Origin of the sequence: Geomonas sp. (genome assembly GCF_035254065.1) — a bacterium.
Taxonomy (GTDB): domain Bacteria; phylum Desulfobacterota; class Desulfuromonadia; order Geobacterales; family Geobacteraceae; genus Geomonas.
Window position 1 is genome coordinate 1 of the sequence record NZ_DATFBA010000128.1, and the last position, 25,058, is coordinate 25,058.

Sequence of the window (25,058 nt, forward strand, 5' to 3'; positions counted from 1 at the left end):
TCCCAGAGGCTTCGTGAGCTCGCCTTCCTGAACGCCGGCGTCCGCATCAAGATCCATGACGAGCGCACCGAGAAGGACCACGACTTCTTCTACGAGGGTGGCATCAGGAGCTTCTGCGAGTACCTGAACCGGAGCAAGAACTCGGTGAACCCGGAGCCGATCTACATGCGCGGCGAGAAGAGCGGCGTCGACATCGAGATCGCCATGCAGTACAACGACTCCTACGACGAGAAGATCTTCACCTTCGCCAACAACATCAACACCCACGAGGGTGGCACCCACCTGATCGGCTTCAAGGCGGCGCTCACCCGCACCATGAACACCTACGCGAACAACAACAACCTGCTGAAAAACGTCAAGGTTGCCATCTCCGGCGAGGACTTGAGGGAAGGGCTCACCGCGGTCATCTCGGTGAAGATCCCCCAGCCGCAGTTCGAGGGGCAGACCAAGACCAAGCTCGGCAACTCAGAGGTCAAGGGGTTCGTGGAGACCATGGTGAACGAGAAGCTCGCCACCTACCTGGAAGAGAACCCGGCCATGGCCAAGCGGATCCTGGAGAAGTCCATCGACGCCGCCCGCGCCCGCGAGGCCGCCAGGAAGGCAAGAGAGCTCACCCGCCGTAAGGGCGCTCTCGAGGTGGGCACGCTCCCCGGCAAGCTCGCCGACTGCCAGGAGAAGGACCCGGCGCTCTGCGAACTGTTCCTGGTCGAGGGTGACTCCGCAGGCGGCTCCGCCAAGCAGGGACGCGACCGGAAGTACCAGGCGATCCTGCCGCTGAAAGGTAAGATCCTGAACGTCGAGAAGGCCCGCTTCGACAAGATGCTCGCCTCCCAGGAGATCAGGACCCTGATCGCCGCCCTGGGCACCTCGATCGGCAAGGACGACTTCGACATCGCCAAGCTGCGCTACCACCGCATCATCATCATGACCGATGCCGACGTGGACGGCTCCCACATCCTCACCCTGCTCCTTACCTTCTTCTTCCGCCAGATGATGGAGCTGATCGAGCGCGGCTACCTCTACATCGCCCAGCCGCCTCTCTACAAGATCAAGCGCGGCAAGAAGGAGCAGTACCTGAAGAACGAGGCGGCCCTGCAGAACTACCTCCTCGAGGAAGGGACCGACGAGATGACCCTGAAGCTTGGGTCAGACGAGCGGGTCTACCGCGGCAAGCAGATCATCCCCATCCTGAACCAGCTGATCGACTACGACACCCTGTTCGACAAGGTGGTGAAGAAGGGGATCAACGAGCAGCTCTTGCGGATGTTCCTCAAATGCAACTTCAAGAACGGCTTCGAGGAGCTCTCCGACCTGGAGGCCCAGCTGCCCAAGCTGAAGGAAGCCTTCCCCGAGACGGACTACGTGGTGCACGACGGCATCAACATCACCTTCAGCTTCGGCAACCTCAGGGTGAGGGTCGACCAGCAGGTGATCGGCATCATCAACTCCTACGAGTACGGGATGCTGATGGACAGCTTCAGGAAGGTCTCCTCCATCTTCGGCGACGGCAAGAACACCACCGGCAAGGCGACCATCTACTCGGAAGAGAAGCAGGTCTTCGAGACCGACCGCCAGGAGGACATCCTCTCCTTCTTCCTGGAGACCGCCAAGAAAGGTCTCTACATCCAGCGTTACAAGGGTCTGGGCGAGATGAACCCGGAGCAGCTCTGGGAAACCACCATGCACCAGGAGAACCGGGTGCTCTTGCAGGTGAAGATCGAGGACGCGGTGGCCGCCGAGGAGATCTTCACCGTCCTGATGGGCGACCAGGTCGAGCAGCGCCGCGACTTCATCGAGCAGAACGCGCTCAACGTGTCGAACCTCGACATCTAGGAAAAAATTTTCTCCCCTTGTCCTCCGACTACCCTCGCCCTCCGGGAGAGGGTGGCCGAAGGCCGGGTGAGGGATCCCGGCGCGGGTACACTGTCCCGCTTCGGCCCTACTACCGGTTAAAGGGTGGAAGTATCCCAGAAGCTGCGAGGCTTCCCTCACCCCGGCCCTCCCCCGTAGGGGGAGGGAGAGTTTGAAGGAGTGGGATGTAGTTGCGTTTCGCTGTCTCTTGCGGTTTTGTTGTACCTGGCCGTTCTCCCAGTCGCGCCTGTCGCTTTTGTCATTATATTTCTGGCCCGCTTTTTAGGTGGCCATCGGCTGGATTGTTTTTGAATGTTCTTTAGTGCACTGAAATCGACCCGCTTTATCAGCGCCGGCTTTACCCTCGCTTCGCTGCTGCTCGTCAGCGTCTCCAGCACGCTCGCGGCCGATATCGACGACAGCGAGACCATCGGCCTTTTCAGCGACGAAAAGCCGCTGGTCGCCACCTCCCCTATTCCCCGTCCCACCTCCAAGATCGCCGAAAACGTCACCGTCATCACCGCCGACGACATCCTCCGCATCAACGCCCATACCCTGGCCGACGTGCTGCAGACGGTCCCCGGCATCCAGCTCGACTTCATCAGGACCCCCGGCGCCTTCACCTTCTTCAACCTGCAGGGGGCTATGAACACCACCGTGCTGGTGCTGATCGACGGCATCCGCCAGAATGACTTCGACCAGGACATCGCCTTCCCCGCCCTGATCCCGGTGCAGCAGATCGAGCGGATAGAGATCATCAAGGGGGCCTCTTCCGGCTCCTGGGGGTACGCACTGGGCGGCGTGATCAACATCGTCACCAAGTCGGGCAATCCCGACCGCGCCGTCTCCGGCCTGGTCTCCTCCTCGATAGGTTCCCGCTTCACCGCCGATTCCCGCGCCGAGCTGAGCGGCACCGAAAAAAGCTTAAGCTACTACCTGACCGCCGGGCACCTGCGCACCGACGGCCTGACCGCCAACACCGACGGCAGCCAGGACAACCTGTACGGCAAACTCGCCTATACCCTTCCGGGAGGAGGAACGGCAACCCTGGGCCTGTCGCAGGTGGCTTCCTGGCAGGGGGTGTCAGCAGGGGCGGTTCCACAACTGGGCCTGTTATTCAAGCAGGACGCGGAGGACCGGCATCGCTACGGCTTCCTGAAATTCCAGCAGCCCTTCGAGCACAGCCTGAACCTCGATCTGCAGATCTACGCCACCGACCGCGACGACGGCACCAAGCGGTGGATGGGACCCGACCAGAACACGCTCTCCCTGAGGCAGTTCTCCGTCACCGACAGCACGCGCGGCGCCAAGGGGAGCCTCTCCTGGGGAGACAGCCGCAACAACCTGGTGCTGGGGGGCGAGTACCTGCACGTCCATGGCAGCTCCGACTTCGTAACCGCCAATCTATCCCTTTACGACCGCACCTGGGACAGCTATGCAGCCTACCTGAACGGAACCTGGTCCATCGGGGACCTTTCCGTCCTTCCCGGCGTGCGCTACGACGCCACCGGGATCTCGGGCGACCACACGAGCTACACCCTCGGGCTCACCTACCAGGTCAACGAGCATACCACCCTGCGCGCCTACGCCGCGCAAGGTTTTACCCTCCCCTTCCTGATCACCGACAACGGGACCCAGAAGGTGCGCACCGTGCAGGCCGGCGTGGAAACCGGCGTGATACCGCTGTTGTGGGCAAAGGGAACCTTCTTCTACAACTCCTTGCGCAACAACCAGCTGCTTGGGTCGGTCAACTTAGTGAACACCGTCGACCAGAACAACCTCGGCTTCGAGCTGGAGGCGCGCACAACCCCCCTGTACGGGATCTGGCTCACCGGCGGCTACACCTACCTCGACGCGCGCGACGACAAGACCGGCAAAAGGCTGCAGACCGACGACTCAAAGACCATTCCGTCCCAGATCTACAAGATGGCGGTCAACTACGACCAGGCCGACCTCGGACTGCACGGTGCCCTGACCGGCTCGGGGGTGGACTGGAACGCAGCCTCGGGCACCCTCTTCCCCGCCCGGTCAAGGGGGATCGTCTGGGACCTCAACCTGAGCTGGAAGCCGGCCTCGTCGACGCTCCTCTCTCCGGAGCTGTTCTTTACGGCCCACAACCTGTTCGACGCGGTGCAGACCACCAGCAACGTCTTGTACACCAATCCAGGCCGCTGGTATGAAGGCGGAGCGAGGTTACGGTTTTGAGAGCCTTCCTCCTCTGCATACTGGCTTCCCTGCTGCTGGCTCTCCCTGCCTCTGCGCACGAAGTGCTTATCGTGCAGAGCATACGCAGCGCGATGTACGACGAGGCGCTCAAGGGGTTCCGCAGCGCCTCTGCCGTGGACAGCAGCACCCTGGTGCTCTCCGATTACGCCGACCCGGAGCTCGCCCGCGTCATCAACGAGGAGCGGCCCCGCCTGGTGGTTGCGGTGGGGGACGGCGCCCTCGCCTCGCTGCACAGGATCCACAAGCTGCCGGTGGTGGCCATGATGGCGCTGGGGCTTGGCGGCCACACCCACGACTCCGCCAACCTGACCGGCGTCACCCTGTTCGAAAAGCCCGAGCAGTACCTTGCCATCTTCAAGAAGCTGAAGAGTCACCGGGTGGGGGTGGTCTACGATCCGGCCCGGAGCGGGTGGTACCTGAAGCTGGCCCGGGCGGCTGCCCGGCAGTACGGCGTGGAGCTGGTGCTGCGCGAGGTGAGCGACCCGCGGCAGGCCATCGGGCAGCTTGCTTCGCTTAAAGGTGGGGTGGATGCCCTCTGGTTGGTCCCGGACCCGACCGCGGTGACCAGGGAGACGCTGGAAGCCTACTTCCTGTTCGCCCAGACGGACGCCATCCCGGTGGTCTCCTTCTCCTCCGCCCATCTGCGCCTGGGGGCGCTGGCAGTCATCGAGCCCGACCGCGCGGAGATGGGGAGGCAGGCGGGCGAGATGGCGAGGGAGCTGCTCGCAGGGACGTCGCCGGCGGAACTCCCCCCCTCCCCTCCCCGCAAGGTCTCCGTCAAGGCGAACGAGGCGGTGGCCAAGCGGTTGAAACTTCCCCTGGATCTGCCGGGGGTTCTGTCGAAAAAGTAGCACCGAAGGGACCCTGTTATGAGTGATCGACGGTCGCACTTGCGCGCCAGCTTCCAATTCAAGCTCTTCGGCATATTCACCGCCCTGAGCCTGTTGACATCCTGTATCTTCATCTCCGTCCATATCATCGACAAGATCGGGGAGATCCGCCGCCACGCCGGAGCCGAGGTGAAGTTGCGGGCCCGCCAGCTGGCCGATTCCGTCCGGCTGCCGCTCTACGCCGAGGACCGCGTGCTTTTGGCCGAGCTTGCCGGGAAGGTGGCGGCCGCCCCCGGCATCACCAGGGTGACCATCACCTCCCAGGACGGCAGGGTCCTGGCCGACTGCACGACGGGCGCCCTGGGCCAGGGGGAAGAGACCATCGCCCACCGGGAGGTGGTGGCGAGCCTGCCGGCCGGGGGGGGCGCACTGCCGGAAACCCGCAGCGCCCCCGCCGCCATCGGGGCCGTCCGCATCGAGCGCGGCACCGCCGATATCGACCGCATCATCTACCAAGACATCGCCATCTCCTGCCTGTTCGCCCTGCTCTTCTGGCTGGCGGTTTCTGCGCTGAGTTTCCTGGTCCTGCGCAGGACCACCCGCTCCTTCGAGGCGCTGGTGCGCGGGGTGATGGCCATGAGGGAGGGGGACTACCACAGCCGGATCGAGGTGCTCTCCGCCGACGAGGCGGGGCGGATGGCCGAGGCGGTGAACGCCCTGGCCGAGACGCTCGCCAAACGGGACAAGGAGAACCGCACCCTCACCCGGGAGCTGGTCGATTCGCTGGAGGTGCAAGTACAGGGGAAGAGCGAGCTGGCGGCGCTCAACCGCTCGCTGGCCAAGGAGAACCTGGAGCGGCTGCACGCCGAACAGGCGGCCAGGAAGAGCGAAGAGACCCTGAAGACGCTGATGGATATCATGCCGGTCGGTGTCCTGTTGATCGCCCAGGACGGCAGCGTCGAATACGTGAACAACTTCCTGGTGGACTGCTTCGGCTACCAGGGCGAGGAGATCCCCACCCTGGAGAGGTGGTTCGCCCTCGCCTTCCCCGACCCGCAGTACCGGCAGGAAAAGCTGGCCGCGCAACAGGAGGCGCTCTCGGCGGCCCGCAGCGCGGAGGGGAGCGAGCCCAGGCCCTACGACGCCCGGGTCACCTGCAAGCACGGCCAGATTCGGCACGTGCTCCTCTCCAACCAGCTGCAGGACGAGCGGACCATCGTGGTGGTGATCGACATCACCGACCGGGAGGTGCTCCAGGAGCAGCTGAACAAGGTCCAGAAGCTGGAGTCGCTGGGGGTCTTGGCGGGAGGGATCGCCCACAACTTCAACAACGCGCTGACCGGGGTGATGGGGTTCATCTCGCTCACCCGCTGCAAGCTGGAGTCGGGCCACGAGGCCCACGCCCTCCTGAAGCTGGCCGAGAAGGCGTCGCTGAGGGCGGCCGAGATGGCCAAGCAGCTCCTTACCTTCGCCAGGGGGGGCGCACCGGTCAAGAAGAGCATCGAGCTGAAGCGGCTTCTGGACGAGGTGGTGGCGCTCACCTTCAACAGCAGCAACGTCCGCTGCGTCCTCGAGCTGCCGGCCAGCCTGCCGCCGGTCCGGGCCGACGAGGGGCAGATGGTGCAGGCCCTCTCCAACATCGTGATCAACGCCATGCAGGCCATGCCGGAGGGGGGGACCATCACCATCCGGGCCACCGCCAACGGCGCCCCCTGTGCCGACCGCGGCCACCTGGAGGGGGTCGGCTGGGTCACCCTCTCCATCGCCGATCAGGGGCACGGCATCGCCCCGGAAAACCTCCCCAAGATCTTCGACCCCTATTTCAGCACCAAGGAGACCACCGGGCTGGGGCTCGCCTCGGTGCACTCCATCATCTACCGCCACGGCGGCCACATCACGGTAGCCTCCGAAGTCGACAAGGGAACCACCTTCACCATCTGCCTCCCTGCCGCCCGCGAGCCGGCGGTCAGCTCCGAGGCCGGCACCTTCTCCTCCTCGCAGCGGAGGCAGTCGGGCTCGGTGCTGGTGATGGACGACGACCCCACCGTGCGGGAACTCTCCGGCAGGATGCTCGGCTTTCTCGGCTTCCGGGCGGTTGCCTGCGCCGACGGGCGGGAGGCGGTGGACCTCTACCGCGCCAACCGCCAGGCCGGCGAGCCGTTCTTCGCCGCCATCCTGGACCTGACGGTGCCGGGTGGGATGGGCGGGGTGGAGGCGGCCAGGCTGATCCTGGACGCCGACCCGCAGGCGAACCTGATCGTCTCCAGCGGCTACTCCAACGACCCCGTGATGGCCCGCTACCGCAGCTACGGCTTCTGCGGGGCGGTCACCAAGCCCTACAAGGCCGACCAGCTGAGCCAGGAACTCGCCATGCTGCAGTAGCCCCCATCCTCACCCCTCCCCTCCCCTTGAAGGGGAGGGAGTTACGGCAGCCCCCAGGCCCCTTTTGCCTGTATCCGGTACCGGTCCCCCAGCGTCCCCTCCCCTTCAAGGGGAGGGACAGGGTGAGGATGGGATACTGGAGCCCAAATGATTAGAAAAGAAGTTTTCAAGTACTAATAAATGTGGTAATTTGGCCAGTCTGCTAACACCCCCCACCAGATCAAAAGCGGAAAGAAGGGTTCAATGCTCAATCAACTGAACAAGGTCTCGGTCAACATCGAAGACGAGATGAAGCGCTCCTACATGGATTACGCCATGTCGGTCATTGTCGGCCGTGCGCTTCCCGACGTGCGCGACGGATTGAAGCCGGTACATAGGCGCTGTCTGTTCGCCATGTACGACATGAGTAACGACTGGAACAAGCCGTACAAGAAATCGGCCCGCGTGGTCGGCGACGTGATCGGTAAGTACCACCCGCACGGCGACACCGCGGTCTACGACACGCTGGTCAGGATGGCCCAGGACTTCTCGCTCCGCTATCCGCTGGTGGACGGCCAAGGGAACTTCGGCTCCATCGACGGCGACCGCCCGGCGGCCATGCGTTACACCGAGATCAGGATGGAGAAGCTCGCCCACGAGCTCTTGAACGACATCGAGAAGGAGACCGTCGAGTTCGGTCCCAACTACGACGACTCCTTGAAAGAGCCGCTGGTGCTCCCCGCCAAGTTCCCCAACCTCCTGGTGAACGGCTCCGCCGGCATCGCGGTCGGCATGGCCACCAACATCCCGCCCCACAACCTCACCGAGGTGATCGACGGCATCGTGGCGGTGATCGAGAACCCGCACCTCTCCTTCGAGGAGCTGATCGAGCTGATCCCCGGCCCCGACTTCCCGACCGGCGGCTTCATCTACGGCCGCGAGGGGATCCTCTCCGCCTACAAAACCGGCCGCGGCATCATCCAGATGCGCGCCCGCGCGGTGGTGGAGACCCAGAAGAAGACCGAGCGCCAGTCGATCGTGGTCACCGAGATCCCCTACCAGGTCAACAAGGCGAGGCTGGTCGAGAAGATCGCCGAGCTGGTCAAGGAGAAGAAGATCGAGGGGATCTCGGATCTCAGGGACGAGAGCGACCGCGAAGGTATGCGGATCGTCATCGAGCTGAAGAAGGACGAGAACCCGCAGATCATCCTGAACCACCTCTACAAGCAGACCCAGATGCAGTCCTCCTTCGGCATCATCATGCTGGCCATCGTGCACAACCGGCCGCGCATCCTGAGCCTCAAGGAGACCATCGAGTTCTTCATCGAGCACAGAAAGGAAGTGGTCACCCGCCGCACCATCTTCGACCTGAAGAAGGCCGAGGAAAGGGCCCATATCCTGGAGGGCCTCAAGATCGCGCTCGACAACCTGGACGAGGTGATCGCCCTCATCAAGGCGAGCGCCTCCCCGGCCGAGGCCAAGCTGGGTCTCATGTCGCGCTTCGGGCTCTCCGAGATCCAGGCGCAGGCCATCCTGGACATGCGCCTGCACCGCCTGACCGGCCTGGAGCGGGACAAGATCCTCGACGAGCTCAAAGAGATCCTGAAGTACATCGCCCGCCTGAAGGAGATCCTGGCCTCCGAGGCGGAGATCCTCAAGATCATCACCGGCGAGCTTTTGGAGCTCAAGGAGAAGTTCGGCGACGAGCGCCGCTCCGAGATCATCGGCCAGACCGCCGACATCTCGCTGGAGGACACCATCGTCGAGGAAGACGTGGTGGTCACCATCTCCCACACCGGCTACATCAAGCGTAACGCCGTCACCCTCTACCGCGCGCAGCGCCGCGGCGGCAAGGGTAAGACCGGCATGAAGACCAAGGAAGAGGATTTCGTCGAACAGCTCTTCATCGCCTCCAGCAAGGACTACCTGATGTTCTTCACCGACGCGGGTAAGGTCTACTGGCTGAAGGTGTACGAGATCCCCGAGGCCGGCCGCGCCGCCCGCGGCAAGGCGATCGTCAACCTGCTGAACCTGGCAAGCGGCGAGAAGATCACCACCATCATGCCGGTGAAGGAGTTCGTGGACGACAAGTTCATCATGATGGCCACCAGGAACGGCGTCGTTAAGAAGACCTCCCTGATGGAGTACTCGCACCCCAGGATGGGGGGCATCATCGCGGTCAACCTGGACGACGGGGACAAGCTCATCACGGTGGCGCTCACCGACGGCAAGCAGGACGTGCTGCTCGCCTCTCGGGACGGCAAGGCGATCCGCTTCAAGGAGGACGAGGTCCGCACCGTCGGCCGCGTCTCCCGCGGCGTGCGCGGCATGACGCTCGAAGACGACGACTTCGTGATCGGCATGGAGATCCTCAACGAGCACTTCACCGACTCCACCATCTTCACCGTCACCGAGAACGGCTACGGCAAGAGGACCGAGATCGGCGAGTACCGCACCCAGTCGCGCGGCGGCAAAGGGGTGATCACCATCAAGACCACCGAGCGTAACGGCTGCGTGGTGGACATCAAGCAGGTCTCCGACGACAACGACCTGATGCTGATCACCGACCAGGGCAAGATCCTGCGCGTGTCGGTCGCCAACTTCTCCATCATCGGCCGCAACACCCAGGGGGTGAGGCTGATGGCGATGGAAGAGACCGAGCGGGTGGTCGCGGTGGCCCGTCTGGCCGAGAAGGAAGAAAGCGAGGAGCCGGAAGGCGACGAGGAAGAAGTGATGACCCTCGACGAGCCGGTGGAAGAAGAGTAGCACGAAGTCGGCAACGCCCTTCGACAAGCTCAGGGCGAGCGGGTTGAGGGGTGTGCAGGAAAATCCGTTCGTGCTGAGCTTGTCGAAGTACGAACCAAGGCAGTGGTTGGAATCGGTGTACCACGCTTCAATGGAATCGAGTTGAAGAGGGCGTAATGCGGCAAGTCAGCAAGATAGACAACTCACTGATGGAGCGCCGGGGGATCCTGGAGCTGATCGGCAAGCTCAAGGACAGCGGGATCTCCCTGCACGAGATGGAGCAGACGGGACAGAAGCTCAGGCAGGCCGGTCGCCGGGCCCTGGACCCCCTCCTGCGCGAGCTCTGGCGCGAGCGCTCCGGCGAGTTGATCACCAAGTACGCCTACCTGCTCGACTTCTTCGAGACCGAGTCCTGGCTCGACCAGCTGATCCAGATCGCCCTCAAGCGCCGCGACCTTCCCGAGGACGGCAAGGCCGCCCTGCTCATCGCCCTGGAGGGGTACGGCATCGACGTGCACTCCCCTCCCTTCAAGGGGGAGTTCAGCGGGATCGGCAATCCCCTTTCCCAGGCGATGCACGGCGCCCTCCGGCTGGGCGAGGACGGCATCGTCAGCTTCCTGGACGACTTCCTCTCCTACCCGCAGGACGTGCAGCTGGCGGTGATCAGGAAGCTCCCGGACGCCGCCGACCCGCAGGCGGTCCGCATCCTGGAGGCGGTACTCTGGCACGAGGACGCCGAGCTGGTGCGCGGGGGGCTCGATGCGCTGGGGAGGCTCCGGGATCCGCTGGCCGCCGGCGTACTGGCCAGGTTCCTCCAGGACGGCGACCCCCGCTTTTTCACCCAGGCGCTGCGCAGCCTGCGCCGGCTCTCCTTCCTGGGGATCGAGACCCCCTCCGTTGCCGCCCCCCTTCCCTTCCACGCAGGCTATGCCACCCCGCCCGACGGCGACGGCTACCGCTCGCTTTTGATCTCCCGCTGGGTCGGGGAAGGAAAGCTCGCGGTGCTCTACATGCAGGTGCACGAGCGGCGGGGTCTGTTGGCCGCCTGGGGCGCCGGTGAACTGGACGAGGAAGGTTTCCAGGCCGAGCTGGAGGGGTTCAGCGTGCAGGACGACCTGTACCGGGTGGATCCCCTCTTCGTGGTGGAGCTTTTGCGCGACGCCCTGTTCTGGAGCCAGGAACTCTGCTACCTCCCCGCCGACTTCTATTTGCGGCGCGGGATGTTCGCCGGGGTGGAGTTGAGCCCCGCCGAGTACCACCCCTCCTTCGAGGGCTACCCCGCGCAGCGGGGGCTAAGCTACGCGGAAGGCGAGGACATCTGCCGTGAGCTGTTCGCCGATCCCTTCTTCGCCGGGTGGTTCCTGGCCGGCGAGAAGGTGCAGGGATTTGCCGGCGACTACCGGGCCGGCGAGGGGAACGAGGCGGTGCTGGAGCGCTTCTGCGCGGAGCTGATCACCCCGGAGATCGAGCTGATCCGGGAAAGGCTTCTGAAGAGCGCCGACCTTTTGCGGCGCTGCGGCAGGGACGGCAGCATGGTGGGGAGAGTGGTGGCGCTCGCCGAGAGCCTGAAGGAGAATCCCCTCCCGCACCACCAGCACCCGTTCCTGCGCAGGCTCGCCATCGAGAGCATGGAGATCGCCCACGACGCCATGACCGGCTACGAGCAGCACGACCTGCCGGCCGTCGAGAAGCGGTAGGATTAACCCCATCCTCACCCCTCCCCTCCCCTTCAAGGGGAGGGAGTGTTTTGAGCAGCGTTCTCAGAAACGCCATGAGCTCACATTTTCACTACGGACCCTCTCCCATCTCGTCCCCTCCCCTTCAAGGGGAGGGACAGGGTGAGGATGGGGTCGGGATGCGACCTATGCACGAGAAAATAGCGGTAATCGGAGCCGGCAGCTGGGGGACCACCCTGGCGGACCTGCTGGCCAAGAAGGGACACGAGGTAACCCTGTGGGCCTACGAGCCCGAACTGGTGGTGGAGATGCGCGAGAGCCGGGTGAACTCCCTGTTCCTGCCGGGGATCACCCTGGCCGACTCCCTTTCCTTCACCAACGATCTGCAGGCGGCCTTTGACGGCTGCAGCATGGTGGTCTGCGTGGTCCCCTCCCAGCTGGTGAGGAGGGTGATCGGCAGCGCGGTCCCCTTCATCCCGACTGACGCCGTCTTCGTGAGCGCCTCCAAGGGGATCGAGGTCGACACCCTGGCCACCGTCTCCGACATCTACCGGGAGATCCTGCCGCCCGAGCTGTTCGCGAACCTGGCCGCCGTCTCGGGCCCGAGCTTCGCGCGCGAGGTCGCCCTGGAGATGCCGACCGCGGTGGCCGCCGCCGCCCAGAGCGAGGCGGTCGCCCGCCGGGTGCAGGAGGCCTTCACCACCAAGTTCTTCCGGGTCTACCGAAACGACGACATCGTCGGGGTGGAGCTGGGGGGAGCCATTAAGAACGTGATCGCCATCGCCGCCGGCATCTCCGACGGCCTGGGCTTCGGCTCCAACACCCGGGCCGCCCTGATCACCCGCGGTCTCGCCGAGATGACCAGGCTGGGAGTGGCCATGGGGGCGCAGCCCGCCACCTTCGCCGGGCTGGCCGGCATGGGGGACCTGGTGCTCACCTGCACCGGCGACCTCTCCAGGAACCGTACCGTCGGCATCCAGCTGGGGGAGGGGAGAAAGCTCGCCGAGATACTGGGCGAGATGCGGATGGTGGCCGAAGGGGTGAAGACCACCGAGTCCGCCTACAACCTGGCCAAGAAGCTTAAGGTGGAGATGCCGATCATCGAGAAGATGTACCAGATACTCTACGAGAACAAGCCGGCCCGGGAGGCGGTCCTGGAGCTGATGACCCGCAACCTCAAGGCGGAAGGGGCGTAATAACAGGCAGGTTTAAAGCGCCAGGCCCTCCGACAAGCTCAGCACGAACGGATACTACTTGCAGGCACGAAACCCGCTCGTCCTGAGCCTGTCGAAGGACATAGTAAACTCATTGCGGGAGCACCAACCTTAATCTTAATCTCGACTCTGCCTTCCAAAGGATAGCGATGCACCCACGTTTTGGCATAAAAACCAAACTGCTCCTGTCCATTCTCGCCATCCTGCTGGTCTCCTACACGACCCTGCTCGTCTCCACCATGAACACCCTCAGTGCCTCGCTGCACACGGAGATCGACAGGAACCTGGAAGCAAACCTGAGGTTCGCCCGCAGCCAGTACTTCGACCGGGCAGATATCGTCAAGTATTCCCTGCTGCAGTCCACCACGTCGCCCTCGCTGCACACCGAGATCCGCGACAAAGAAACCAAGCAACTGAACGAGAGGCTCGACCAGTGGCACACCCTGCTCCCCTTCCAGGAGCTGATGGTGGTGCTGGACGCCGACAAGAGGCTGCTGGCCTCCCTGAACGGCGCCCCCGACCGCCTCCGCTTCAACCTCCCCGGTGTGATCGACCAGGCCATGGCCTCCCGCGTCGCGGTCGCTTCCACCGAGATCATCCCCGGCGCGCTCCTCTGCCGGGCCGGGGTGAAGGAATACTGCGACCAGCGTAAGGTGAACGGGGAGGCACTGGTGGTCACCGTGGTGATCCCGGTGATCGGCGAGGACGGGGCGGTGATAGGGACCGTGGTCTCCGGCGACATCCTCAACCGGCAGCCGAACCTGCCGACCCAGCTCAAAGACGTCTTCGGGACCGACGTGGAGGTCACCATCACCCAGCGCGGGATGAGGATCGCCACCAGCCGCCCGAGCCTGGCCGGCTCCTACCATCTCGCGCCGCGGGTGGTCGACTACCTGGAGCGGGGCGAGGTGTTCCGGGGGGAGACCGAGATCGACTCCACCCTGTACGAGACCGCCATCGACCCGCTGCTGAACAGCAGGGGGGAGTTCGTGGGCTCGCTGGCGGTGGCCGTTTCCACCGAGCGCTTCAAGAAGATCAGGCGTGACAACCTGGACAACATCGTCGCCTCCGCCTTCCTGGGGATCTTCTGCTCCTTCGCGCTCGCCTTCGTGGCTTCCCGAAAGCTCACCAAGCCGCTCAGGCAGCTGGCCGACGGCGCCCGCAGGATCCAGGAAGGGGACCTCGACCAGCGGGTGGAGGAGACCCAGAACGACGAGGTGGGGGTGTTGGCCACCTCCTTCAACACCATGGCCGAGGCCCTGAAGGAGCGGGACGGCATCATCACCAGGAAGACCGTCGACCTCCAGGAGCTGAACGAGCAGTTGGAGAGAAAGGTCGCTGACCGCACCTCGGCGCTCAGCATGGAGATGGGGAGGCTGGAGGCGGTGCTCACCTCGATGGCCGAGGGGGTGGTGGTCACCGACCGCGACAACCGGGTGGTCCTCTTCAACCCGGCCGCCCAGCAGATGTTTGAGCTGGTCCCGCACCGGGTGATCGGCGCCTCGCTGGAGCGGGTCTGCCAGATGGCCGGCTTTACCGTGCTGATGGAGCGCATCCGGGAGCTGGGAGAGCCCGAGCTTGCCGGCGGCTCCAAGGAGGAGCTCACCCTCAAGGGGAAACGCCTGCAGGTCTTCTTCTGTTCGCTCACCGACGAGGAGGGGAAGTTCGCCGGCATCGTGCTCTCCATGCGGGACGTGACCGTGGAGCAGCAGGTGGACCGGATGAAGACCGAGTTCATCTCCACCGTCTCGCATGAGCTGAAGACGCCGCTTACCTCCATGAAGGGCTCCCTGCAGCTGCTTTTGAGCCGCGGCAAGTGGTTGACCGACACCGAGCGGCAGCTTCTGAGCGTCTGCTTCCGGAACACGGAGCGGCTGATCCGGCTGATCAGCGACATCCTCGACATCTCCGGCATCGAGTCGGGGGGGATGCTCTTCGACTTCAAGCCGGTCTCCATCGGGGAAGTGGCGGTCTACGCGGTGGAGGAGATCAAGAGCTACGCCATGGGGCGCGACATCACCATCGTCAACAGCGTGGGCGAGCACCTCCCCACCGTGTACGGCGACCGGGACCGGCTGATCCAGGTGATCACCAACCTCCTCTCCAACGCGGTGAAGTTCTCGCCGGAGGGGAAGGTGATCATGGTCACCGCCGAGCAGGACGGCAACTACGTGGTGGTGTCGGTGGCCGACCGCGGCAAGGTCATCAACTGGTCGGAGAGGGAAAAACTTTTCAAGAAGTTCCAGCAGATCGAGGGAGCGGAGCGGGGCAAGCTGGGGGGGACCGGTCTGGGACTGGCCATCTGCAAGGAGATCGTCGACCGCCATCACGGGCGGATCTTCTACACGGCGGCCAAGGAATGGGGGAACACCTTCAGCTTCACGGTGCCCATCATGGGGGAGACAGAGGATGGACAAGGACAAGATTCTCATCGTTGACGATGAGCCGGATATAGCGCTGATCCTGAAGTTGCAGCTGGAGGACGCGGGGTACCTGACCAGCCGGGCGCGGGACGGGGTGGAGGCGCTGGAGATCCTCAACCGCGAGGGGTTTTCGCTGATCCTTTTGGACATCAAGATGCCGCGCATGGACGGCCTCGAGGTGCTGGGGAGGATCGGCGGCGAGAAGATCCCGGTGGTGATGATGACCGCCCACGGCAGCGAGGACATCGCGGTGAACGCCATGAAGAAGGGGGCGCTCGACTACATCTCCAAGCCCTTCGAGACCGAGGACATGCTGCAGAAGGTCAAGCGCGCCATCGCCCAGGACAAGACCCGCAAGGAGCGGGAGATTCTGGCCCGCGAACTGGACGAGGAGCGGCGCAAGATGGCGGCGGTCCTGCAGGGGATGGCCGACCTGCTGTTGGCGGTGGACACCGAGGGGCGCATCATCACCGCGAGCCGGCAGGCCTCCAAGGTGCTCTGCGACGACCGCTGCATGCTGGTGGGGCAGATGCTGGAGGACGTCGTGAAGGCCGAGGTGGCGGGGGGCGAGCTGCCGGCCCGCACCGTGCTCAGGACCGGCGAGCCCTGCCTGGACGTCTCCTACACCATGCTGGCCGGCAGCAAGGACATCCCGGTCCTCTCCAGCGCGGCGCCCTTGAGAAACAGCATCGGCGACCTGGTGGGGAGCGTGGAGATCATCCGCGACATCTCCAAGCTTAGAGAACTGGAGCAGGAGAAAGAGGATTTCGTCAGCATGCTCTCCCACGACCTGAAGTCCCCCATCACCGCGGTGGTGGGCTCGATCGACCTGGTGCGCGAGGGGAAGCTCGGCCAGGTGAACGACGAGCAGACCGAGTACCTGGACGCCGCCGTGGAGAGCTGCGAGGAGATGGTGGAGATGATCGACACCCTGCTCGGCATCCACAAGTTCGAGGCGGGCAAGATGAAGCTCTACTTCCGGGAGGAGGACCTGGGGGCGCTGGTCAACCGGAGCGTGGGGAAATTCCAGACCCTGGCCAGAAGGGGAGGGATCAAGCTCTACAGCACGGTGGAGGAGGATATGCCGTGGGTGGCGCTGGATCGGGGTTCCTTCAACAGGATCCTGGGGAACCTCCTCTCCAACGCGGTGAAGTTCACCCCGGAAGGGGGAGAGATCGAGGTAGCGGTGGACATGGTGCTGGACGTCGCCGCGGTGACCGCGCAGGTAACCGAGGAGAACTACCAGGGGCGCGAGCTGCCGCGGGAGGGGAGCTTCGCGCGGGTGCGGGTCAGGGACACCGGGGTAGGGATACCGCAGGAGTCCCTGGCCACCATCTTCGACCGCTTCGTGCAGGCCAAGAATCGGCGCATGGGGAAGACCCGCGGCACCGGGCTGGGGCTTGCCTTCTGCAGGAAGGCGGTCGACGCGCACAACGGCTACATCTGGGCCGAGAGCACCATGGGAGAAGGGAGCCTCTTCACCATGCTGATCCCGGCCGTACCCGACGAAGCCGAATAGCAACTGCACCGCCCAGAGTAACAGTCCGAAAGTGCACCAGGTTCCTGTTTGAAATGATGAACTCCCGCCTCACGTCCCCCCCTTGATAAAGGGGGGACAGGGGGGATTGCTTCTCCTTTTGTATCTCTGTTCCCATCCGCTCCTCTAAGCATCAAAAGGAGGTTCCAGTGGCACAGCAAGACACCGAGTCAAGCTACCGCGCGCTGTTCGAAGCGAGCCCGCAGCCGATGCTGGTATGCCAGCGTGAAACCGGCAGGCTGCTGGCCGCCAACGAAGCCGCCTTACAGCTCTACGGCTACGGCCGGGACGAGCTTACTTCCCTCACCCTCTCCGCCCTCCACCCTGAGGGCGCCCCTCAGCGGGGCTCCGGCGCCGAGCTTCCGCTAACCATGAGCCAGCGCAGAAAGGACGGCACCGTTTTCGAGGCGGAGCTCCGTTGGCGGCCACTGGAATTCGGGGGCCAAGGCGCCTGGCTGATCCTGGCTTGGGAGAGAAGGGGAGGGCGGGAAGCGCGCCTCGAGCAGGAGGTGGCCGAGCGGGCCGCCCAGCTGCAGGCCGCCCAGCGCGAGCTGGAGACCTTCTGTTACTCCGTATCCCACGACCTGAGGGCCCCCCTTCGCCACATCGACGGCTTCAGCCGGGCCGTGCTCGACGACTACGGCGAGAAACTCGACCACCAGGCGCAGGAGTACCTGACCCGCATCAGCCAGGCCGCCGGCAAGATGTCCGGCCTGCTGGACGCCATGGGGCTGTTGGCGCGGGTGGCGCGGACCGAGCTCGAGCTGCAGAGCGTGAACCTGAGCGTGATGGCACAGATAATATCCCTGGAACTGAAGCACAAGGAGCCCGAGCGGAAGGTGGAGTTCAGGATCGCCGAAGGGCTGACCGTGCAGGCCGATGCGCGGCTGACCCGTCAGCTGATGGACATCCTGATCGGCAACGCCTGGAAGTTCAGCTCCAAGGTGGCCGAGGCCGTCATCGAGATCGGCAGCGAAGAAACAGGCGGCGAGACCGTCTACTACGTGAAAGACAACGGGGCCGGCTTCGACATGGAATATGCAGAGAAGCTCTTCTCCATCTTCCACCGGCTGCACCGGGCCGACGAATTCGAAGGAAGCGGGGTAGGGCTGGCCATCGCCCAGCGTATCATAGCCCGGCAAGGCGGCCGCATCTGGGCCGAGAGCGCCCCCGCCCAAGGCGCCACCTTCCGTTTCACCCTGCACCCCAAAAGCTGAAAAGCATATTTCAACAGGGATGAAGAGGATGAAAGGGATAACACCAACATCATAAACGGTACATGCACCATCCACTCATCCTTCCTTCGCCAACTCCCCCTCGCCCCCCCCGGAGGAGAGGCTTGCCCGCCGTAGCCTTGGCGAAGGCGGGACAGGGGGGATTTGCCTTTGCCTCTGCCTTTGACTATAACCCTTTGACTCCCAGGAGTACCGCCCATGCCCATCCAGCAAAAGGTACCGCCAGTCGAAGCCGCCGAAAAAAAAGCCTTACCACTTCTAAAAGCAGTAAAGCCTTTATCCCTTTCATCCTGTTCATCCCTGTTAAATAAAGCCTCTAAGGTCTCCCGATGACCGCCACCCTGGAAACCCTGACCCGCGCCAACGCCGACTGGGAAGCCGTCTTCGAGGCCGTCTCCGACCTGATCTTCATCACCGATGAAGACGGCGTGGTGGAGCGCTGCAACGGCAAGGCGGGCGCCCACTTCGGCGGCCGCGGTGCCGTGATCGGCCGCAAGATCGACGAGATCTTCTTCGGCGACGGCGAGCCCGAGGCCAAGGTCTTCCGCTTCGTCCACATCATGCAGAGCGAGATCGACGAGGACATCCGTTTCCCCAACCTTCAAGGGTGGTACAACGTCGCCAGCTACCCGATGCGCTTCGACAACGACCGCCAGGGCTTCGTCTTCATCATCAAGGACATCACCCGGCGCCGCGAGATGGAAGAGGAGAAGCGGACCAGCGACCGCGAGCTGCTGACCATGTACGCGGTCGCCTTCCGGCTCCAGTACACCCAGGGCCTGGAGAAGGCGATGGGCGATCTCCTCTTCCAGCTGCACAACATGCTGCAGATGGAATTCTCCTTCATCCACCTCTTCGAGCATGAGCGCCTGAAGCTGCAGTCCTCCCTCGGCCTATCGGAGGTATTTGAGAAGGAGATGAAATCACTGCCCAAGACGGCCGAATGGAGCGTGCTGGCCCAGGCAGGCCGTCCATTCCTGGGAGAAGGGCCGGACGGACGCTTCCCGCGCAGAGCAAAACCGGCCGCCGCCAAGATGGGGATGCGTTCCTGGTGCGCCGTACCGCTGAAAATCGGGCAGGAAGTGAGCGGCGTGATGACCGTGGCGACCCGCGGCGAGCGGAGCTTCAACGAGCGCGAGGTCTTCCTCCTCTCCTCCATCGCGGGGCAGCTCGCGGTGCTGATCGAGAACTGCAACCTGTACGACCAAATGAGGGAGAAGGCCGAGGAACTCTACCGCAGCCGCCAGGAGCTGCGGGCCAACCTGCAGCAGGTCAGGCAGGCCAACATCGAGCTGGGGCGGTTGAACAGCGCCAAGAACAACTTCATCGGCATCGCCTCCCACGAGCTGAAGACCCCGATCACCTCCATCCTGGGAGGCGTCGAGTTCCTGCTCAAGTTTGCCGGGCTGGAGATGACCCCGGAGCAGCGGACCATCCTCAGCTCGGTGTACGAGGGCGCCGAAGAACTCAAGAAGCTGGTCGAGGACCTGCTCTCCATCTCCCGCATCGAGGCGCAGGGAGAGCTTCCCCACAAAAAGCCGGTCAACCTGATCGAGCTCAGCCGTCATGCCCGGGAGCTATTCGTACTGCCCATCTCCGAGCGGCAGTTAAGCGTGCAGGAGACAGGCGACCAGGTCCCCGTACCCGTCGACGAAGCCTTCGCCCTGATGGCCATCAAGAACCTGCTGGAGAACGCCATCAAGTTCACCCCCGACGGAGGGGAGATAACCATCACCGGGCGAGAGCTGAAAACGACCCAGCTGAAAGCCCTCGTCCCGGCAGTGCGCCCCTTCTACCACAACTTTCCTCACAATCTGGGCGGCAAGCGCTGCTACCAACTGCAGGTGAAAGACAGCGGCATCGGCATACCCGTCGAGGAGCAGGTACGGATCTTCGAGAAATTCTACGGGGTAGGGGACATCGCCCATCACAGCTCCGGGCGCACCGCCTTCATGTCCAAAGGAAGCGGGTTGGGGTTGTCGATAGTGCGAGGCATCATGGACGTCCACCAAGGCGCCGTCTGGGTAGAAAGCAAAGAAGGGGAGGGGAGCACCTTCACCCTCCTCTTCCCGATGACCTAGAGAGTACCCCTCGCCCTCCGGGAGAGGGGCAGGGGTGAGGGAACCCGGCGCCGCCGACCAACCCGGCGGATTCAAGCAAAGTCAAAAGCTTAGCACACGGATGACGCGGATTGGACGGATTCACACGGATAAAAGACTTAGAGTTAAAACCAAAAAGCGAGAGGCATATGTAACAGGGATGAACAGGATGAAAGGGATAAAGGCCAAAGACTTTAAGACAAAAATCTTTGTCTTTGCTTGGTTTTATCCCTTTCATCCGCCTTTATCCCTGTTAAATAAAGCCTTTCGCTTTGCCTTTTTTTCCAATCCGTGTAAATCCGCTAAATCCGCGTCATCCGCGTTCAAAGGTTTGCTTTTGCCGTGATCCGTGAAATCCCCCCTCATCCTTGTCCAACCCCCAAAACCGTATAACATTAAGGAATCAAAGCAGCCGCATTTCCCACATCCCAAACCGGAAGCGCCCGATGCCCGATTCGATCACCCTCAAGGAAATAACCAAAACCTACGGCGACTTCAGAGCCGTCGACCGTTTCTCCCTGAACGTCGAGCGCGGCACCGTCTTCGGCCTGTTAGGCCCCAACGGCGCCGGCAAAACCACCCTGATCAAGATCCTGACCACCCTGATGCGTCCGACCCTGGGCGACGCCTTCGTGGAAGGGCACAGCGTGCTCACCGCCGGCAAAGAGGTGCGCCGGCTGATCGGCGTGGTCCCCCAGGAGAACAACCTCGACCGTTATCTCACCGCGCGTGAGAACCTGATCCTGCACGGCCGCCTGCACGGTATGCGCCCGTCCGACTACAACCCCAAGATCGACGAGCTCCTGGAGATGACCGGCCTGGCCAATCGGCAGAAAGACTTCCCCGACACCTTCTCCGGTGGGATGCAGCGCCGCCTGGTAGTCGCGCGCGCCCTCGTGCACGAGCCCCGCGTCCTCTTCCTGGACGAGCCCACCACCGGACTCGATCCCCAGTCGAGGCGGGCACTCTGGGAGTACATCCGGGGGCTGCGCCGGAAGATGACCGTCTTTTTGACTACCCATTACATGGACGAAGCCGACGCCCTGTGCGACCGGATCATGATCATGGACCACGGGGAATCGCTGGCCGACGGCACCGCCGCACAGCTCAAAGACGCCTTCTCCCGCGCCCACGTGTACGAAGTGGAATTCAGGAGTGACGCCGACAGCTACGAGAACAAGATGAAGTCCTTGGCCTTCGTGAGGAGTGTCGAGCGGGAGGGAAGCTATTTCAAGATAACCTTAGCCGGAGAAGACAGCATCAAGCCCTTCATGGACTTCCTGGCCGGCGCCGACATCCGGAGGATCTGTCTGAAAGAACCGACCTTAGAAGACGTCTTCATCTCCCTGACCGGAGAGAAGATCAGAGAATAAGCCCCGTCCACCACCAACAACCCCTCGCCCCCCGGGCATGTCCGCCGAAGACGTCGAGGCGAAGGCGGAAGAGGGGCAGGGGTGAGGGAGCCCGGCGCCGCCGACCAACCCCGCGGATCTCAAGCAAAGTCAAAAGCTGGCACACGGATGACGCGGATTGAACGGATTCACACGGATAAAAAGTCTTAGAGTAAAAACAAAAAGCATTATCAACAGGGTTTTATCCCTTTCATCCCGTTCATCCCTGTTCATAAAGCCTTTCGCTTCTGCCTTTTGTTCCGTGCAGATCCGCCCAATCCGCGTCATCCGTGGTCGCTTAAGCCGTAGGTTCTGCCTGGATCCGCGAAGATCGTAAATCAGAGGTGTAAATGTTCAAAGGTGCCTTCTCAATCTGGGGCCGTGACATGCTGGTGCTGAGGCGGAGCATCCTCTCCGAGCTGATCGCCGTGGTCGCCTATCCCCTCACCCTGTATCTGGCTTTCGGCTTCGGCCTGAAAGGCTACATCACCGACGTGAACGGCGTCCCCTACGCCCTTTTCATCGCCCCCGGCCTCATCTCCATGACCGCCGTCAACGGCGCCTTCGACGAGAGCTCCTGGAGCATGTGGTTCCACCGCCGCGTCCAGCGCACCATCGAGGAGTACCGCGTCACCCCCGTCACCGTGTACGACATCGTGATCGGCAAGATCTTCTCCGGCTTCTCCCAGGGCGCCATCAAGGGAGCCGTGGTCTTCCTGGTCATCCTGCTGATGACCCCCTTCCGGATAGACTACAGCCATCTCCCCCTGTACATCCTGGTGATCGCCTTCTCCTCCATGACCTTCTCCTGCCTGGGAACCATCTGCGGGACCGTGATCGACAAGCCCGAGAACATCGGCCGCGTGCAATCCGTAGTCATCGTCCCCCTCATCTTCATGGCCGGCATCTTCTTCCCGCTGACCAGCTACCCCGCCGCCATCCTCCCCCTGATCAAGCTCCTCCCCACCACCGCCGTCTTCGAAGGCGCCCGAGACGCCCTGTTAAACGGCCGCGTCCCCGCCCTCTACCTCATCAACCTCGTCCTCTCCGCCGCCCTCACCTTCACAATCGCGGTGGTCACCTTCAACCGCAAAATGTCCGAGTGAACTTTTTGCAGCTCTATCCTCAAAGCCGTTCCAGAGTTACCCCCAAAAGGCTTTCCCCTGCGTCCTGCACTCTCTCCGGTTAAGTACTTCCTACTATTTGACTGGCCTTTATCCCTTTCATCCGCTTTTATCCCTGTTAAAATGCAGTCCTTTTTAGGTTTTCCGTTAAAGCTTCTGATTGTGGTTCTTTAAATCCGTGAGCATCCGTCCAATCCGCGTCATCCGCGTTCAATAGCCTTTGACTTGCCTATATCCGCACCCATTTCTCCACGTCATCTGCGTCTCTACGGCACTATGCGGCCAACTTTTGCTATAATCGATTCTTCTTGAGTTAATTCCCCGTTTCATAGTAACCTGCATGGGAAAATCTCTCACCTGCCCCCCTCGCAAGCCGAGAATTGGAGAAAAAATGGCTGAAGAGTTCGTACCGAAATGGATCGCCTGGGAAACCACCCAACGTTGCAACCTCAAATGCGTACATTGTCGCTGCTCCTCCGAACTGACCTCCTCCGAAGGCGACTTCACCACTGAAGAAGGCAAGAAGCTGATCAAGGAGATCTCCGACTTCTCCAAGCCCGTCGTGGTCCTCTCCGGCGGCGAACCCCTCATGCGTCCCGACATCTTCGAACTGGCCGAATACGGCACCTCGCTTGGCCTGCGTATGTGCATGGCCACCAACGGCGCGCTGGTCACCGACGAAGTCTGCGAGAAGATGAAGAAAGCCGACATCAAGATGGTGTCGCTCTCCCTGGACGGCTCCTGCCCCGAGATTCACGACAACTTCCGCCAGTGCCCGGGCGCCTTCGAAGGCGTGATGAACGCCGCGGCACTTTTCAGAAAGCACGGCCAGAAGTTCCTGATCAACTCCTCCTTCACCAAGCGTAACCAGCACGACATCGCCGCCACCTTCAAGCTGGCCAAGTCCATCGGCGCCACCGCCTGGTACATGTTCATGATCGTCCCCACCGGCCGAGGCGAAGAGATCATGAACGAGTTGATCAGCAAGGAAGACTACGAAGAGATCCTCGACTGGCACTACCACCAGGAGAAGATGGAAGACGACATCCTGATGCGTCCGACCTGCGCGCCGCACTACTACCGGATCGTTCCCCAGAAAGCCAAGGCCGAAGGTGAGAAATTCGAGCGCCGTTCGCTCACCTTCTCCACCGGCGGCGGCAAAGGGTGCATCGCCGCCCAAACCATCTGCCTGATCGACTGCCACGGCAACCTCAAGCCCTGCAGCTACTTCCACAGGACCGCCGGCAACGTGAAGGAGACCCCGTTCAGGGAGCTGTGGGAGAACAGCGAGATCTTCAAAGACCTGAGGAACTTCAAAGCCTACAAAGGCAAGTGTGGCCAGTGCGAGTACATCAACGTCTGCGGCGGCTGCCGAGCGAGAGCCGATGCCGTCCACGGCGACTACATGGAAGAAGAACCGTTCTGCAACTACGTCCCGATCCGCCTGCAGGAGAAGAAGTAAGCCATCATAATGGAACGCGGATGACGCGGATTTGGCGGATTATCACGGATCTAAGAGCCTGAGGGTTTAACCCTAAGATTTTGGTTCAGCAGTTATCCCGTGGAATCCGTGTTCATCCATGTTCTCGTTGGTGTAGCTTTGTTTTTACCTTAAGTGTTTGGTCTTTTTGCTTTGAAATCCGTGAAGATCCGCACAATCCGCGTCATCCGTGTTCAAAGCCTTTGAAGTTGTTTATATCCGCCGTTTATTGTTTCAGGCAGTAGGATTTTTAACCCAAAGCTTGAGTTTTTGATTCGTCTTTATCCCTTTCATCCGTTTTTATCCCTGTTAAGTATGCTTTGGGGTTTCAGCGGTTAAAAAGGTTTTTCAATCCAAGGAGGATTTACAATGAATACCAGATTTCTCGATGCATGTTGGGGCAAGCCCGTTGACGTAGTCCCCGTCTGGCTGATGCGCCAGGCAGGCCGCTACCTTCCCGACTACATGCGCGTCCGTTCCACCTGCACCTTCCTCGAACTCTGCAAAACCCCCGAGCTGGCCACCGAAGTAACCGTGCAGCCGGTCGACATCCTGGGCGTCGACGCCGCCATCCTCTTCTCCGACATCCTGACCCCGATCGAGCCGATGGGCATGAAACTCGACTTCGTCCCCGGCCCGGTCTTCGAGCACCCGATCCGCACCATGGCCGACGTCGAGGCCCTGAAGATCCCCAAGATGGAGACCGACGTCCCCTACGTCCTGGACGCCGTCAAGATGCTCCGCAAAGCCCTGGAGACCAAGGTCCCCCTGATCGGCTTCGGCGGCGCCCCCTTCACCCTGGCCTGCTACATGGTGGAAGGTAAAGGCTCCAAGGACTTCGCGGCCCTCAAGAAGATGATGTACGC

At 62.5% G+C, this 25,058-nt stretch carries 15 protein-coding genes; all 15 read left to right on the plus strand.

Features of this window, described 5'->3' with window-relative positions:
- Positions 1–1,833 (plus strand): DNA gyrase subunit B (locus VJ604_RS06300; RefSeq protein ID WP_324080769.1); only part of this gene is annotated, 1,833 nt, incomplete at its 5' end.
- Between the two features lie 330 nt (positions 1,834–2,163).
- Positions 2,164–4,056: a TonB-dependent receptor plug domain-containing protein gene (locus VJ604_RS06305; RefSeq protein WP_324080771.1), complete on the plus strand. Its 1,893-nt coding sequence runs from the start codon at positions 2,164–2,166 to the stop codon at positions 4,054–4,056.
- The gene (locus VJ604_RS06310) at positions 4,053–4,928 is read left to right on the plus strand and encodes an ABC transporter substrate-binding protein (protein ID WP_324080773.1); all 876 of its coding nucleotides are present in this window, start codon (positions 4,053–4,055) and stop codon (positions 4,926–4,928) included. The genes VJ604_RS06305 and VJ604_RS06310 overlap by 4 nt, the downstream gene beginning before the upstream one ends.
- An 18-nt stretch (positions 4,929–4,946) precedes the next feature.
- Positions 4,947–7,289 (plus strand): hybrid sensor histidine kinase/response regulator, encoded by a 2,343-nt coding sequence (locus VJ604_RS06315; protein ID WP_324080774.1) that lies wholly within the window; start codon positions 4,947–4,949, stop codon positions 7,287–7,289.
- 243 nt (positions 7,290–7,532) lie between these two features.
- Entirely contained in the window at positions 7,533–10,034 is a 2,502-nt protein-coding gene (gene gyrA / locus VJ604_RS06320; RefSeq protein WP_324080776.1) for a DNA gyrase subunit A, read from the plus strand.
- Positions 10,035–10,189: 155 nt separating this feature from the next.
- Positions 10,190–11,710, plus strand: coding sequence for a HEAT repeat domain-containing protein (locus VJ604_RS06325; RefSeq protein ID WP_324080779.1), 1,521 nt, complete (start codon positions 10,190–10,192; stop codon positions 11,708–11,710).
- Between the two features lie 167 nt (positions 11,711–11,877).
- Complete coding sequence (locus VJ604_RS06330; protein WP_324080781.1) at positions 11,878–12,885, plus strand: NAD(P)H-dependent glycerol-3-phosphate dehydrogenase; 1,008 nt, start codon at positions 11,878–11,880, stop codon at positions 12,883–12,885.
- Between the two features lie 167 nt (positions 12,886–13,052).
- Positions 13,053–15,341, plus strand: a complete 2,289-nt coding sequence (locus VJ604_RS06335) for an ATP-binding protein (protein WP_324080783.1) — start codon at positions 13,053–13,055, stop codon at positions 15,339–15,341.
- Positions 15,313–16,845 (plus strand): hybrid sensor histidine kinase/response regulator, encoded by a 1,533-nt coding sequence (locus tag VJ604_RS06340; RefSeq protein ID WP_324080785.1) that lies wholly within the window; start codon positions 15,313–15,315, stop codon positions 16,843–16,845. Before VJ604_RS06335 ends, VJ604_RS06340 begins: the two co-directional genes overlap by 29 nt.
- Positions 16,846–17,012: 167 nt before the next feature.
- Entirely contained in the window at positions 17,013–18,080 is a 1,068-nt protein-coding gene (locus tag VJ604_RS06345; RefSeq protein WP_324080787.1) for a PAS domain-containing sensor histidine kinase, read from the plus strand.
- A gap of 347 nt (positions 18,081–18,427) precedes the next feature.
- The gene (locus tag VJ604_RS06350; RefSeq protein WP_324080788.1) at positions 18,428–20,179 is read left to right on the plus strand and encodes a sensor histidine kinase; all 1,752 of its coding nucleotides are present in this window, start codon (positions 18,428–18,430) and stop codon (positions 20,177–20,179) included.
- Between the two features lie 464 nt (positions 20,180–20,643).
- Positions 20,644–21,570 (plus strand): ABC transporter ATP-binding protein, encoded by a 927-nt coding sequence (locus VJ604_RS06355; RefSeq protein WP_324080789.1) that lies wholly within the window; start codon positions 20,644–20,646, stop codon positions 21,568–21,570.
- A 368-nt stretch (positions 21,571–21,938) separates the two neighbouring features.
- Positions 21,939–22,694 (plus strand): ABC transporter permease, encoded by a 756-nt coding sequence (locus VJ604_RS06360; RefSeq protein WP_324080791.1) that lies wholly within the window; start codon positions 21,939–21,941, stop codon positions 22,692–22,694.
- Positions 22,695–23,103: 409 nt separating this feature from the next.
- Complete coding sequence (locus tag VJ604_RS06365; RefSeq protein ID WP_324080793.1) at positions 23,104–24,174, plus strand: radical SAM/SPASM domain-containing protein; 1,071 nt, start codon at positions 23,104–23,106, stop codon at positions 24,172–24,174.
- Positions 24,175–24,561: 387 nt separating this feature from the next.
- The coding region (locus VJ604_RS06370) for a uroporphyrinogen decarboxylase family protein (protein WP_324080794.1) at positions 24,562–25,058 on the plus strand (497 nt) is incomplete at its 3' end.